Origin of the sequence: Streptomyces narbonensis (genome assembly GCF_014649015.1) — a bacterium.
GTDB classification, from domain to species: Bacteria; Actinomycetota; Actinomycetes; order Streptomycetales; family Streptomycetaceae; genus Streptomyces; species Streptomyces narbonensis.
Genome location: NZ_BMSF01000010.1, coordinates 252,971 through 266,473, shown reverse-complemented (window position 1 = coordinate 266,473; position 13,503 = coordinate 252,971). Strand labels below are relative to the sequence as shown.

The 13,503-nt window shown below is 71.1% G+C and carries 11 protein-coding genes and 1 riboswitch; of the genes, 5 read left to right on the top strand and 6 right to left on the bottom strand.

Features of this window, described 5'->3' with window-relative positions; translation table 11 throughout:
• The first annotated feature begins 113 nt into the window (after positions 1-113).
• The 4 genes from IE124_RS21155 (at position 114) to def (ending at position 4,663) form a co-directional block, all read left to right on the top strand.
• Positions 114-1,649 (top strand): HD-GYP domain-containing protein, encoded by a 1,536-nt coding sequence (locus IE124_RS21155; RefSeq protein ID WP_229832665.1) that lies wholly within the window; start codon positions 114-116, stop codon positions 1,647-1,649.
• The gene (locus IE124_RS21150) at positions 1,646-2,902 is read left to right on the top strand and encodes an HD-GYP domain-containing protein (RefSeq protein WP_189509455.1); all 1,257 of its coding nucleotides are present in this window, start codon (positions 1,646-1,648) and stop codon (positions 2,900-2,902) included. Before IE124_RS21155 ends, IE124_RS21150 begins: the two co-directional genes overlap by 4 nt.
• Before the next feature lie 80 nt (positions 2,903-2,982).
• A complete protein-coding gene (locus IE124_RS21145; RefSeq protein WP_189509454.1) occupies positions 2,983-3,963 on the top strand; it encodes a tetratricopeptide repeat protein in 981 nt (326 codons plus the stop codon).
• Positions 3,964-4,024: 61 nt separating this feature from the next.
• Positions 4,025-4,663 carry a peptide deformylase gene (gene def / locus IE124_RS21140; RefSeq protein WP_189509453.1) on the top strand — a complete coding sequence of 213 codons (639 nt, stop codon included), beginning with the start codon at positions 4,025-4,027 and terminating at the stop codon, positions 4,661-4,663.
• A 62-nt stretch (positions 4,664-4,725) separates the two neighbouring features.
• On the opposite strand, the gene IE124_RS21135 is transcribed toward def, so the two are convergent.
• The 6 genes from IE124_RS21135 to IE124_RS21110 all read right to left on the bottom strand — a co-directional run bounded on the left by IE124_RS21135 (position 4,726) and on the right by IE124_RS21110 (position 11,886).
• Positions 4,726-5,742 carry a ribonucleotide-diphosphate reductase subunit beta gene (locus IE124_RS21135; RefSeq protein ID WP_055641405.1) on the bottom strand — a complete coding sequence of 339 codons (1,017 nt, stop codon included), beginning with the start codon at positions 5,740-5,742 and terminating at the stop codon, positions 4,726-4,728.
• Positions 5,742-8,108 (bottom strand): ribonucleoside-diphosphate reductase subunit alpha, encoded by a 2,367-nt coding sequence (locus IE124_RS21130; RefSeq protein ID WP_189509452.1) that lies wholly within the window; start codon positions 8,106-8,108, stop codon positions 5,742-5,744. Before IE124_RS21130 ends, IE124_RS21135 begins: the two co-directional genes overlap by 1 nt.
• 132 nt (positions 8,109-8,240) lie before the next feature.
• Positions 8,241-8,381: riboswitch (cobalamin riboswitch) on the bottom strand.
• A gap of 65 nt (positions 8,382-8,446) precedes the next feature.
• Complete coding sequence (locus IE124_RS21125; protein WP_189509451.1) at positions 8,447-8,947, bottom strand: GNAT family N-acetyltransferase; 501 nt, start codon at positions 8,945-8,947, stop codon at positions 8,447-8,449.
• Positions 8,948-9,029: 82 nt separating this feature from the next.
• Complete coding sequence (mctP, locus tag IE124_RS21120) at positions 9,030-10,679, bottom strand: monocarboxylate uptake permease MctP (RefSeq protein ID WP_189509450.1); 1,650 nt, start codon at positions 10,677-10,679, stop codon at positions 9,030-9,032.
• Positions 10,676-10,951: a DUF3311 domain-containing protein gene (locus tag IE124_RS21115; RefSeq protein ID WP_189509449.1), complete on the bottom strand. Its 276-nt coding sequence runs from the start codon at positions 10,949-10,951 to the stop codon at positions 10,676-10,678. Before IE124_RS21115 ends, mctP begins: the two co-directional genes overlap by 4 nt.
• A gap of 170 nt (positions 10,952-11,121) precedes the next feature.
• Positions 11,122-11,886, bottom strand: coding sequence for a GntR family transcriptional regulator (locus IE124_RS21110; RefSeq protein WP_189509523.1), 765 nt, complete (start codon positions 11,884-11,886; stop codon positions 11,122-11,124).
• Between the two features lie 285 nt (positions 11,887-12,171).
• Between IE124_RS21110 and IE124_RS21105 the strand changes: the two genes are divergently transcribed.
• Positions 12,172-13,467: an extracellular solute-binding protein gene (locus IE124_RS21105; RefSeq protein WP_189509448.1), complete on the top strand. Its 1,296-nt coding sequence runs from the start codon at positions 12,172-12,174 to the stop codon at positions 13,465-13,467.
• Positions 13,468-13,503 lie beyond the last annotated feature (36 nt).

The following is a 13,503-nucleotide window of genomic DNA, read 5'->3' as shown; positions in this document are numbered from 1 at the left end:
CCGTGAAGTGATCGCGGCGGCCCCGCGCATATATCAGCTTGTATCACCCGATGGTGCGAATCGGCCGCAGCACGACCTCTCGGACCGCCCAACTCGCTAGCGTGACAGGTGTGATGGGCGAGAGGGTCATTCCGCGGGCAGCCGCCGTGTACATCGGCTGCGCCCTGCTCGCCGCCGTGGCCTGCGCCCTGCCCGCGGTGCGCCCCGGAGCGGCCACCCCCTGGGGCACCGTCGCGCTCCTCGCAGGCCTGTACGCGCTCTGCGAGCTGCCCGCCCGCTGCCCCCTCCTCGGCCGCGCCCTCGGCGGCTCCGTCCCCATGGGCACCGGCTCCTTCTTCCCCGTCCTGCTCGCCGCCGCGCTGCTCCTGCCGCCCGCCGCCGCCGCGCTCACCGCCCTGCCCGGCAGCCTCCTCGCCCGCGTCGAGGAACCGCCCGCCGGACCGCGCCGCGCCTGGCGGGCCGCCGCCACGGCCCTCGCCGTCTGGGCCGCCGCCCTCGCCGCCGGCGCCCTGGGCGGCTCCACCGCTCTCGGAAGCGGCCCGGACGCCCCCGACTTCCCGTACGCGCTGCTGCCCGCGGGCGCCGCCGCGCTCACCTTCTGCCTGGTCCTGACCGCCCTCGACGGCGGCATCCGGGCCACCGCCGACGGGCTCCCGGCCGGCGCCGCCTGGCGCGGACTCCTGGGGCGGGCCCTCGCCCCGCACGCCGTGCACGGCCTGGCCGGGCTGATGATGGCCGTGCTCTGGCGCAGCTCGTACGGACCGGCCGCCGCCCTCTTCGTCCTGCTGCCGATGTACATCTCCTGCTGGGTCTTCGACCAGTACCACCGCGAGCGCGCCGCCCACCAGGCCACCATCCGCGCCCTCGTCCAGGCCGTCGACATCAAGGACCGGTACACCCGCGGCCACAGCGAACGGGTCGGCCACGCCTCCGTCCTGATCGCCCGTGAGCTCGGCATGACGGAGGACCGGCTCGACGTCGTGCGGTTCGCCGGGATCCTCCACGACGTCGGGAAGCTGGGCGTGCCCACGCGCGTGCTCCGCAAGGACGGGCCGCTGACCCCGGAGGAGCGCCGGGTCATCGAGCTGCACCCGGAGTACGGACACGAGATGGTCCGCGGCATCGGCTTCCTCGGCGAGGCCCGGGGCGCGATCCTGCACCACCACGAGCGCATGGACGGCAGCGGATACCCGTACGGGCTCCACGGCGAGCAGATCCCCGAATTCGCCCGGGTGGTCGCCGTCGCCGACGCCTTCGACGCCATGACCTCCACCCGGTCCTACAGCCGGGCCCGCCCGGTCCCGACCGCCGTCGCCGAGCTGGAGCGGTGCGCGGGCAGCCACTTCGACCCCCGGATGGTCGCCGCCCTGGTCCGGGCCCTCGACCGGCACGGCTGGCAGACCGGCGTCACCGCCGACGAGACCCCCCAGACCCTCCCGCCGCTGCCGACGCCCCGGCCGACCGAGCCCCCGGCGGGCGACTCCTCACCGGGCGACTCCTCACCGGGCGCCTCCTCTCCGGGCGAATCCCCGACGCCGGCTCCCCCGGCGGGTGATTCCCCGACGGCCGACTCCCCGGTCGCTGAGGACGTGTCCCCGCCGCGCGCGCCGGACACCCCCCTGACCACCCGGCCGAAGGAGCGCGCATGAGGCCCGGCGCCCTCACCGTCGGGACCGTGAACGGCGCGGCCCTGCTGCTGAGCGTCGCCGGATTCGGTGCCACCCTCTGGTACGGCGTCGACCAGCCCGGCAACGCCCTCGCCTTCGGCACGCTCATCGCCCTCGGCGAGCTCGCCCGCTGGGGCGCCGCCCCCGGCGAGCGGGAGCCCGCACCGCTCGCCGCCGCGGGAGCCCTCGCGTACGCCCTGCTCGGAACCGACGCCGGCACCGCCACCACCCACGGCGTCCTGCAGACCGTCGCCGTCGTCGTCGCCGGCGGACTCGCCGGGATCGTCCCCCACCTGGCCAGGGGAGGCGGCCCGGACGCCGACCACCTCGCCCGCCGCGTCCTCACCGCCGCCTTCGCCGCCCTCTGCTTCCAGCCCCTCTACAACTCCGGCGCCGTCGTGGAGCACCTCGGCCAGGGACCGCCGTACGCCTTCTTCCTGCTGCTCCTGCTCGTCCTGACCGCCCTCTGCGACGCCGTGCTCGCCGCCGTCCTGCTCCGCGCCCGCACCGGATTCCCGTTCGGCCCCGTCCTCCGCGACGAGTTGCGCGCCCTCCTCGGCATCGGCTCGGCCGTCTGCGCCACGGGCGCGGTCATGGCGCTCGCCGTGGCCGCCGCCGGCCTGTGGGCACTGCCCGTGCTCGCCGTACCGCTCCTGCTCACCCAGGTCTCCTTCCGGCGGTACGCGGCCGTGCGGACCGTCAACCGGCAGGCCATCGCCTCGCTGGCCCGGGCCACCGAGATCGCCGGCTGCACCCCGCACGGCCACGCCCACCGGGTCGCCGCCCTCAGCGCGGCCGTGGGGCGCGAGCTGGGGCTCTCCGGGACCGAGCTGACCGTCCTGGAGTACGCGGCCCTCATGCACGACATCGGACAGCTCTCCCTCGTCGACCCGGTCGAGGGCGGCGCCACCGCCCTCCTTCCGGCCGAGGAGCAGCGCCGCATCGCCCTCCTCGGCGGCGAGGTCGTCCGCAGGACCGGGGTCCCCGCGGCCGTCGCCCTGGTCGTCGAGCGGCAGGCCGACCCGTACCGCGAGCAGCCGCTGCCCGCCCGGATCGTCCGGGCCGTGAACGCCTACGACGACCTCGCGGGCGACGGCGCGGGCGCCGCCCTCGAAGCCCTGGAGCGGCTCCGGCTGGGCACCGCGCGGGACTATCACCCGGACGTCGTGGAGTCCCTGGCCAGGGTCCTGGCGCGGGGTGGAGCGCCTGGGGTGACGTCGGCCGTCGCTGGGTAACCCATGGGTAATGAGCGCGCGTCCGACCGGGCATGGTTGGATGCGAACAAGAGGGTGAAAGCGACCGGCAGGCGGGAATCGTGAGGATCTTCGGGAAGGTACGGCATCGGCCCTCCGCCTCGTGGCGGCAGGCCACCGACCGCGCGTTCACGCTGATCGGCGACGGCCGGTACGAGGACGCGGGCGCGCTGCTGACGCGTGCGGCGGATCTGGAGCCCTGGCTCTCGGAGTCCTGGTTCAACCTGGCGCTGCTGCACAAGTTCCGGCACGACTGGGAGCAGGCCCGGGCCGCCGGGCTGCGCGCGGTCGCGCTGCTCGACAAGGAGACCGGCGCCCCCGACTGGTGGAACGTCGGCATCGCGGCGACCGCGCTCCAGGACTGGCCGCTGGCCCGCCGCGCCTGGCAGGCGTACGGCCTGAAGGTGCCCGGCGCCGCCGCGGGCACCGGCGAGCCCGCCGGCATGGAACTGGGCAGCGCCGCCGTCCGGCTGTCGCCCGAGGGCGAGGCCGAGGTCGTCTGGGGCCGCAGGCTGGACCCGGCCCGGATGGAGATCCTCTCCATCCCGCTGCCGTCCTCGGGGCGCCGCTGGGGCGAGGTCGTCCTCCACGACGGCGTGCCGAACGGCGAGCGCACCACCACCGCGGGACCGTCCTACCCGGTCTTCGACGAGATCGAGCTGTGGGCGCCGTCGCCGGTGCCCACCTGGGTGGTCCTCCTGGAGGCCGCCACCGAGGCCGACCGGGACGCCCTGGAGCAGCTCGCCGCCGAGGCCGGCTTCGCCGCCGAGGACTGGTCGTCCTCCGTGCGGCTGCTCTGCCGCGCCTGCTCGGAGTCGACGATGCCGAGCGCCGAGGGCGAGGGCGAGCACTCCGATCCGCACGACCACAGCGAGCCGGGGCACCCCGGGCCGCTCGGCCACCGCTCGCCCGGCGAGCTGTGGGTCCCTGAGCGGGAGTGCGGCATCGCGGCCCCGGTGGGCCTGGTGCGCGGGCTCCTCGACGGGTGGGTGGCCGACAGTCCCGACAGCCGTGAGTGGCGGGATCTGGAAGAGGTCTGCTGACGCTGCCCGTAGGCTGTACGGGATCGTTTTACACGGGTTCCGAGGAAGGCACGCGCCGGTCATGACGCAGCAGGACACTGACGAGCAGATCAACGACGGAAACGACGGCTTCGTCGTGGACACCGAGGACTGCGAGGCGCGCGAGCTCGCCTACCGCGAGCGCGGTACGGCCCGCCCGATCACCGTCGTCGGCAACCCGGTCCTCCACAAGGAGTGCAAGGACGTCACCGAGTTCGACGAGAAGCTCGCGGCGCTGATCGACGACATGTTCGCCAGCCAGAAGGCCGCCGAGGGCGTGGGCCTGGCCGCGAACCAGATCGGTGTCGACCTCAAGGTCTTCGTCTACGACTGCCCGGACGACGAGGGCGTCCGGCACACCGGCGTCGTCGTCAACCCGGTCCTGGAGGAGCTCCCGGCCGACCAGCGCCACCTGGACGAGTCCAACGAGGGCTGCCTGTCCGTGCCGACCGCCTACGCCGAGCTGGGCCGCCCCGACTACGCGGTGGTCAGCGGCCAGGACGCCCAGGGCAACCCGATCAAGGTGCGCGGCACCGGCTACTTCGCCCGCTGCCTCCAGCACGAGACGGACCACCTGTACGGCTACCTGTACATCGACCGCCTCTCCAAGCGCGACCGCAAGGACGCCCTGCGCCAGATGGAAGAGGGCACCCCGCGCTACGAGACCGTCCCGAACGCCTGAGCGTCCGCACGTACGGCGAAGGGCCCCGCACTCGACGAGTGCGGGGCCCTTGCGCGTACCGGCTAGAAGTCCTCGTCCAGGTCCACCGAGCCCTCGACGGCCACCTGGTAGGCGGACGGGCGGCGCTCGAAGAAGTTGGTCAGTTCCTGGACGCCCTGGAGCTCCATGAACGCGAAGGGGTTCTCGGAGCCGTAGACCGGGGGGAAGCCGAGGCGGACCAGGCGCTGGTCGGCGACGCACTGGAGGTACTCGCGCATGGACTCGGTGTTCATGCCGGGCAGGCCGTCGCCGCACAGGTCGCGGCCGAACTGCAGCTCCGCCTCGACGGCCTCGCGCAGCATGTCGGTGACCTGCTGCTGGAGGGCGTCGTCGAAGAGCTCCGGTTCCTCCTTGCGGACGGTGTCCACGACCTCGAAGGCGAAGTTCATGTGCATCGTCTCGTCGCGGAAGACCCAGTTGGTGCCGGTGGCCAGGCCGTGCAGCAGACCGCGGGACCGGAACCAGTACACGTACGCGAAGGCGCCGTAGAAGAACAGGCCCTCGATGCACGCCGCGAAGCAGATCAGGTTCAGCAGGAAGCGGCGGCGGTCGGCGGCCGTCTCCAGCTTCTCGATCTTCTCCACCGAGTCCATCCAGCGGAAGCAGAACTGCGCCTTCTCGCGGATGGAGGGGATCTCCTCGACCGCGTCGAACGCGGCGGCGCGGTCGTCCGGGTCGGGCAGGTAGGTGTCGAGCAGCGTCAGATAGAACTGGACGTGCACGGCCTCCTCGAACAGCTGGCGCGAGAGGTACAGGCGCGCCTCGGGGGAGTTGATGTGCTTGTACAGCGTCAGCACGAGGTTGTTCGACACGATCGAGTCGCCGGTCGCGAAGAACGCGACCAGGCGGCCGATCATGTGCTGCTCACCGGGGGTGAGCTTGGCGAGGTCGGCGACGTCCGAGTGGAGGTCGACCTCCTCCACCGTCCACGTGTTCTTGATCGCGTCGCGGTAGCGCTCGTAGAAGTCCGGGTAGCGCATCGGACGCAGGGTCAGTTCGAAGCCCGGGTCCAGGAGGTTCTTGTTCTCGATGGTGCTCATTACTGGCAGGCCTCGCAGGACTCGGGGTTCTCAAGGGAGCAGGCGAGGGCGTCCGCGTCGGAGGCCGCCTGCTGGACGGGGATCGGGACGGCGGCGGGCGCCGACGCCTGGGCGGCGCGGGCGATGCGGGTCGCCGGGCGCGAGCGCAGGTAGTACGTCGTCTTCAGCCCCTGCTTCCAGGCGTACGCGTACATCGACGACAGCTTGCCGATCGTCGGCGTCTCCATGAACAGGTTCAGGGACTGCGACTGGTCGAGGAACGGCGTGCGCGCGGCGGCCATGTCGATCAGCCCGCGCTGCGGGATCTCCCAGGCCGTCCGGTACAGCTCGCGCACCTCGGCCGGGATCCAGCTGAAGCCCGCGACCGAGCCGCTGGCGTCGCGCAGCGCGTCCCGGGTCTGGGCGTCCCACACGCCGAGCCGCTTCAGCTCGTCGACGAGGTACGAGTTGACCTGGAGGAACTCGCCCGACAGCGTCTCGCGCTTGAAGAGGTTGGAGACCTGCGGCTCGATGCACTCGTAGACGCCGGCGATCGAGGCGATCGTCGCCGTCGGCGCGATGGCCAGGAGCAGGCTGTTGCGCATGCCGACCGCGGCGATCCGCTCGCGCAGGGCCGCCCAGCGCTCGGGCCAGTTGAGCTCGACGTCGTAGTGGTCGGGGTGCAGGACACCGCGGGCCGTGCGGGTCTGCTCCCAGGCCGGGAGCGGGCCGCTGCGCTCGGCGAGGTCGGCGGAGGCCTCGTACGCCGCCAGCATGATCCGCTCGGAGATCTTCGTCGACAGGGCGCGCGCCTCCGCCGAGTCGAACGGCAGCTTCAGCTGGAAGAAGACGTCCTGGAGGCCCATGGCGCCCAGGCCGACCGGCCGCCAGCGGGCGTTGGAACGCCCGGCCTGCTCGGTCGGGTAGAAGTTGATGTCGACGACCCGGTCGAGGAAGGTGACGGCCGTGCGGACGGTCTCGTCGAGCCGCTCCCAGTCGATGTCCCCGCCGGCCACGAACGAACCGAGGTTGACCGAGCCGAGGTTGCAGACGGCGGTCTCGCCGTCGTTCGTGACCTCGATGATCTCGGTGCACAGGTTCGAGGAGTGGACGACCGTGCCGGGCTCGGCGGTCTGGTTGGCCGTCCGGTTCGAGGCGTCCTTGAAGGTCATCCAGCCGTTGCCGGTCTGGGCCAGGGTCCGCATCATCCGGCCGTACAGGTCGCGGGCCGGCATCGACTTGCGGGCCAGGCCCTTGGCCTCGGCGGCGCGGTAGGCGGCGTCGAACTCCTCGCCGTACAGGTCGACGAGCTCGGGCACGTCGGCCGGGGAGAAGAGCGACCACTCGGCGTCGGCGTTGACCCGGCGCATGAACTCGTCCGGGATCCAGTGCGCCAGGTTCAGGTTGTGCGTACGGCGCTGGTCCTCGCCCGTGTTGTCGCGGAGCTCCAGGAACTCCTCGATGTCCGCGTGCCACGTCTCCAGGTAGACGGCCGCGGCGCCCTTGCGACGGCCGCCCTGGTTCACGGCGGCGACGGAGGCGTCGAGGGTCTTGAGGAACGGGACGATGCCGTTGGAGTGGCCGTTCGTGCCGCGGATGAGGGAACCGCGGGCGCGGATGCGGGAGTACGAGAGGCCGATGCCGCCGGCGTGCTTCGAGAGGCGGGCGACCTGGTGGTAGCGGTCGTAGATGGAGTCCAGCTCGTCCTGCGGGGAGTCCAGGAGGTAGCAGGAGGACATCTGCGGGTGACGCGTACCCGAGTTGAAGAGCGTGGGGGAGGAGGGAAGGTAGTCCAGACGGCTCATCAGGCCGTACAGCGCGGCGACCTCGTCGAGCGCGCGGACGCTCTCGTCCTCGGCGAGGCCGCAGGCGACGCGGAGCATGAAGTGCTGCGGGGTCTCGATGACCTTGCGGGTGATCGGGTGGCGCAGCAGGTAGCGCGAGTAGAGGGTGCGCAGACCGAAGTAGCCGAAGCGGTCGTCGCCGGCGCCGTCGATGGTGGCGTCCAGCCGCTCGGCGTGGAGCGTGACGAAGTCGGCGGTGCGGTCGGCGATGAGGCCCTCGCGGTGGCCGACGGCGACGGAGGCCGAGAAGCAGACGGAGCCCTGGGAGGCGGCCTCGTCGGCGATGGTGATCGTCAGGAGCCGGGCGGCGAGCCGGGAGTAGGCCGGGTCCTCGGAGATCAGGCCGGCGGCCGCCTCGGTGGCCAGCTCGCGCAGTTCCGCCTCGTCCGACGTGGCGCTGCGGCCGCGGAGGGCGGCGGCGGCGACCTTGCCGGGGTCCGTGTCGGGCAGGTCGGCGGTGAGATCGGTCAGGGTCCGCAGCAGCACGGTGCCGGGTCCGTCGCTCTCGATCGCCGTGGCCGGATCGGCGGGCGCGATGGTCACGTGGGGCTCTCCCTCGCTCGGCTCTGGGCCGCGGCGGGGGGAAGGCGGGCAGGCGGGCATCCGTACGCCGGATGCGCCGCGTCCACCGGCCCACTCCGCGAGGCCCGGACGTCAGTGACACCCGGAACGGAAGGACCGGGCGGGCTGTCGGCAGGTCCTCGGACTCGCCTCGTACGTGCACCTGGGTGCGAACACATGGGTACGAAGCACACCGTTGCGGGACAGTTCCGGATTCGCGCCGGATTTCCCTGCGTCGACAGCGAGGATGAGCATACATGTGGGGGGCTCCACTCGCGGAACCCCCCACATGTTGTGTCGCCTTGGCTCGTCTCCGGGTCTCAGAACTCCATGGAGTAGGTCCGCAGCCGGTGGCCCGGAACGGGCTCCCAGTCCCGCTCCGGGGTGCGGACGAAGCCCATGCGCTCGTAGATCCGGTGCGCCGAGACCATCTTCGCGTCCGTGGAGAGCACGAGCCGCGCGCACTCCGGCACGGCCCGCGCGCGGTCCGCACAGGCCCGTACGAGGGCCTCGCCGACCCCCCTGCCGCGGGCCCCGCGGGAGACCACGAGCATCCGGAACTCGGCCTCGCCGGTGACGGCGATGTCCGCCCACGGGGTCGAGCCGGGGGCGAAGGTGACCCCGCCGATGATCCGCTCGTCCGCGTCGACGGCCACGAGCACCTCGGCCTCGCGCGCCCGGCGCGCCGTGTCCTTCAGCACGTCCAGATAGAAGTCGTCCGCCCCGTACAGCAGCAGTCCGTCGTCCAGGTAGGTCTGCCCGGTGAGTTCCCCGAGCTCCTCGTACTCCTCGGGCCGTACCGCCCTGATCGTGAAGTCCATGACGCAAGTCTGCCCCGGGGGCACGCGAAGGGGCCCGGGATTTCCTGGCGGAGATCCCGGGCCCCTGCGTCGTATCGCGAGGTCAGTGCAGTCCGGCGCCGACCTTCGCGTCCTGCGTCGGGTCCGTGTCCGGCTTCGCCTTGCGGACCGGCGCGTCGCCCGCGTCGGCCGTGTAGTCCGACGGGGACGTCTCGTCGATGCCGTCGGGGGCCTTCAGGGCCTTGAGGACGAAGGTCAGGACGACCGTGACGACGACGTTGAGGACGAAGGCGGTGAGGCCGATGTAGCCGATCTCGCCGATGCCCGGGATCTCGGCGGAGGAGCCGCCGAAGTGTTTCTGCGTCGGGCTGGCCACGCCGTACGCGGCGGCGGTGCCGTAGACCATGCCCACGGCCCAGCCGCCGAGCAGCGCCCAGCGGTGGAACCAGCGGGTGAAGAGGCCGCCGACCAGCGCCGGGAAGGTCTGGAGGATCCAGATGCCACCGAGCAGCTGGAAGTTGATCGCGACCGTCTTGTCCATGGTGAGGACGAAGGCCAGCGCGCCGACCTTGACCAGGAGGGAGACGATCTTGGAGACCTTGGTCTCCTGCGCCGGGGTCGCGTCCTTCTTGATGAAGTCCTTGTAGATGTTCCTCGTGAAGAGGTTGGCCGCGGCGATCGACATGATCGCGGCCGGGACGAGCGCGCCGATGCCGATCGCGGCGAAGGCGACGCCCGCGAACCAGTCCGGGAACATGGTCTCGAACAGCTGCGGGATGGCGAGCTGGCCGTTCTTGACCTGGATCCCGGCGGCGATCGCCATGAAGCCGAGCAGCGCGAGCAGGCCCAGCATCAGCGAGTACAGCGGCAGGATCGTGGTGTTGCGGCGGATGACCTCACGGCTCCGGGACGACAGCGTCGCCGTGATGGAGTGCGGGTACATGAAGAGCGCGAGCGCCGAGCCGAGCGCCAGCGTCGCGTACGTCCACTGCCCGGCCTCGCCGGGGACGAGCGTGCCGCGCGGCTTGTCGGTCGCCGGGTTGATCTGCGAGTAGGCCTCGCCGGCCTTGGCGAAGATCTCGTCGAAGCCGCCGAGCTTGATCGGGATGTAGATGATCGCCACGGCGATGACGATGTAGATCAGGGTGTCCTTGACGAAGGCGATGAGCGCGGGCGCGCGCAGCCCCGAGGAGTAGGTGTACGCCGCGAGGACGCCGAAGGCGATGAGCAGCGGCAGGTCCTTGATGAACCAGTGGGTGTTCTCGCCGCCGCCGACGCCCATGACGTCCAGGACGGCCTGGATGCCGACGAGCTGGAGCGCGATGTACGGCATGGTCGCGAGGATGCCGGTGACCGCGACGGCCAGCGAGAGGCCCTTGGAGCCGAAGCGGCCGCGCACGAAGTCGGAGGTGGTGACGTATCCGTGCTTGTGCGAGACCGACCAGAGGCGCGGCAGGAAGGTGAAGATCAGCGGGTACACCAGGATCGTGTACGGGACGGCGAAGAAGCCGGCCGCGCCCGCCGCGTAGATGGCCGCGGGGACCGCGACGAAGGTGTAGGCCGTGTAGAGGTCGCCGCCGAGCAGGAACCAGGTCACCCAGGTGCCGAACGACCGGCCGCCCAGGCCCCATTCGTCGAGGCTGTTCTCGTTCTCGGCCTTGCGCCAGCGCGAGGCCAGGAAGCCCATGACCGTGACGGCCAGGAAGAAGAAGATGAACACGGCGAGCGCCACGCCGTTCACGCCGTCCTTCATCGCGCGTCACCTCCCTTGCGGGCACGCTGGTCCAGGTGCCACAGCTTGTACGCGACCATGGTGAGAGCGGTGGAGATCAGTACCCAGAGCATCTGGTACCAGTAGAAGAACGGGATGCCCGCGAAGAGCGGTTCGGCCTTCGCGTACGAGCTCACCCAGAGCATCGCCACGAACGGCGCGAACAGACAGAGCGCGATCACCACCCGCAGCGGGGTGATGGTGGGTTGTTGTTTCCCTTGTGCCGTTTCCGGTGCTTCTGCCGCCTCTGACATGGCGATTTCCGTCCCCTCGCTGATCACCTCGGTAATGCTGGGGAAATCTAGGGGACGGTCACGCTCCACGGAACCCCTGTCCGCATAACGGATGTGAATCCCCCGGGAACGCGAAAACGAGGGCGGCCGCCGGGACTTCGGCGACCCCCTCGTCGGACGTGCGGATCCGGTCAGTCGGTGGGCCGCTTGAGGCGGGCCACGAACTTGTAGCGGTCGCCGCGGTAGACGGACCGCACCCACTCGACCGGCTCGCCCTGGGCGTCCAGGGAGTGGCGGGAGAGCATCAGCATCGGCAGGCCCACGTCCGTACCGAGCAGACCGGCCTCGCGCGGGGTGGCGAGGGAGGTCTCGATGGTCTCCTCGGCCTCGGCGAGACGGACGTCGTAGACCTCGGCCAGCGCCGTGTACAGCGAGGTGTACTTCACCAGCGAACGGCGCAGCGCGGGGAAGCGCTTGGCCGAAAGGTGGGTGGTCTCGATCGCCATCGGCTCGCCGCTCGCCAGGCGCAGTCGCTCGATGCGCAGGACCCGGCCGCCGGCCGAGATGTCGAGCAGTCCGGCGAGCGTGTCGTCGGCGGTGACGTACCCGATGTCGAGGAGCTGCGAGGTGGGCTCCAGGCCCTGGGCGCGCATGTCCTCCGTGTACGAGGTGAGCTGCAGGGCCTGCGAGACCTTGGGCTTGGCCACGAAGGTGCCCTTGCCCTGGATGCGCTCGAGCCGGCCCTCGACGACCAGCTCCTGGAGCGCCTGGCGCACGGTGGTGCGCGAGGTGTCGAACTCGGCGGCGAGTGTCCGCTCCGGCGGGACCGGTGTGCCGGGCGGCAGGGTCTCCGTCATGTCGAGCAGGTGCCGCTTCAGTCGGTAGTACTTGGGCACGCGAGCGGTGCGGGTGGCGACCCCGCCCTCCGGTTCCGTGCTGCCCGCGTCCCTGGCCATGGCCTGCCTTCCCGACTCCTGTGCTGCTGCCGTCACCGGCTCCTCCGTCTGTAGCGGCTCACATGGTGGCACGGACCGGTCACGGGTCGTCGCCCTACCTCAGGTGTCGGTCCGATAACGGACGCGACTGCCCTTCTTATACACCCTTGACACCCCTAAAGGTCTAGGCCAAGCTCCGGGTACTGGTCTAAACCATTAAAGACCAGGTCCCAGCCCCACGAGCACTACCTGACGTATGTCTTCGCGCGGTGGGCAGGGGTTGCAGGCATCCCTGAGGAGGGTGGCGTGAAGCGCAAGCTCATCGCGGCGATCGGCGTCGCGGGCATGATGGTCTCTATCGCTGCATGTGGTTCGGACAGCGACACGGGCAAGGACGGCGCCAAGCCGTCTGCCGGCGGCGACAAGAGCCTGACCGTCTGGGTCATGGACGGGTCCGCTCCGGACGCGTGGATGGCCGAGGTGAACAAGGCGTTCGAGGCCAAGCACCCGGGCGTCAAGGTCAAGGTCGAGAAGCAGGTCTGGAACGGCATCCAGGAGAAGGTCACCACCGCCCTCTCCGAGGACACCCCGCCGGACGTCCTGGAGCTCGGCAACACCCAGACCGCCGGTTACGCGGTCACCGGCGGCCTCGCCGACCTGTCCGACGACAAGGCCAAGCTCGGCTACGACGCCTGGAACAAGGGCATGGTCGCCTCCAACGAGCTGGACGGCAAGCTCTACTCCGCCCCGTGGTACGCCGCGAGCCGCGTCGTCATCTACGACAAGGCCGCCTACAAGAAGGCCGGCGTCACCCCGCCGAAGACCCGCGCCGAGTGGATCGCGGGCCTGAAGAAGCTCAAGGCCGCCGACCCGAAGTCGCAGGCGATCTACCTGCCGGGTCAGTCCTGGTACGTCCTCGCCGGCCTCGTCTGGGACGAGGGCAGCGACCTCGCGGTCAAGGACGGCGACAAGTGGAAGGGCAACCTGTCCTCCCCCGAGGCCGTCGCCGCCGTGAACTTCTACAAGGAGCTGGCGTCCTACTCCACCGCTCCGAAGGACAAGGACGAGGCGACCCCGCAGCAGTCCACCGACGTCGTCCCCAAGGGCGGCGTGGCGTCCTGGATCGGACTCGGCTGGGAGGCCGGCGGCGCGATCGACGCCATGAAGAAGGCCGGCAAGACCGCCGACTTCGGCTACTTCCCGATCCCGGGCAAGACCGCTGACAAGCCCGGCTCCGTCTTCCTCGGCGGCTCGAACCTCGCCATCGCCGAGCGCTCCCAGAACAAGGAGCTCGCGAAGGAGTGGCTGGCCCTCGCCGCCGGCAAGGAGCACATGACCACCTACGCGAAGGCCACCGAGGGCGGGCTGCTCCCGAACCAGGACGGCGCGCAGTTCAAGCCGGCCGCCGGCTCCTTCGCCGAGGCCATGGCCGCCTCCTCCGTCTCCGGCAAGGTCACCCCGGTGACCCCGGGCTGGGCGAACGTCGAGACCGCCCCGAACCCGATCAAGGACTTCATGACGAAGGTCCTGAAGGGCGAGGACGCCAAGGCGGCCGGCGAGGCGGCCGACAAGGTCATCAACGAGCGCATCAACCAGCAGTAATCCGTAGCCAGGTGGTGCGGCCGGTGTCGCACCGGC

Excerpts from the sequence above, each read along its gene's own strand:
- IE124_RS21115 (WP_189509449.1), bottom strand. The coding sequence starts at position 10,951 with ATGTCAGAGGCGGCAGAAGCACCGGAAACGGCACAAGGGAAACAACAA.
- IE124_RS21135 (WP_055641405.1), bottom strand. The coding sequence starts at position 5,742 with ATGAGCACCATCGAGAACAAGAACCTCCTGGACCCGGGCTTCGAACTG.
- IE124_RS21110 (WP_189509523.1), bottom strand. The coding sequence starts at position 11,886 with ATGGCCAGGGACGCGGGCAGCACGGAACCGGAGGGCGGGGTCGCCACC.
- IE124_RS21150 (WP_189509455.1), top strand. The coding sequence starts at position 1,646 with ATGAGGCCCGGCGCCCTCACCGTCGGGACCGTGAACGGCGCGGCCCTG.
- IE124_RS21155 (WP_229832665.1), top strand. The coding sequence starts at position 114 with ATGGGCGAGAGGGTCATTCCGCGGGCAGCCGCCGTGTACATCGGCTGC.
- IE124_RS21125 (WP_189509451.1), bottom strand. The coding sequence starts at position 8,947 with ATGGACTTCACGATCAGGGCGGTACGGCCCGAGGAGTACGAGGAGCTC.
- def (WP_189509453.1), top strand. The coding sequence starts at position 4,025 with ATGACGCAGCAGGACACTGACGAGCAGATCAACGACGGAAACGACGGC.
- mctP (WP_189509450.1), bottom strand. The coding sequence starts at position 10,679 with ATGAAGGACGGCGTGAACGGCGTGGCGCTCGCCGTGTTCATCTTCTTC.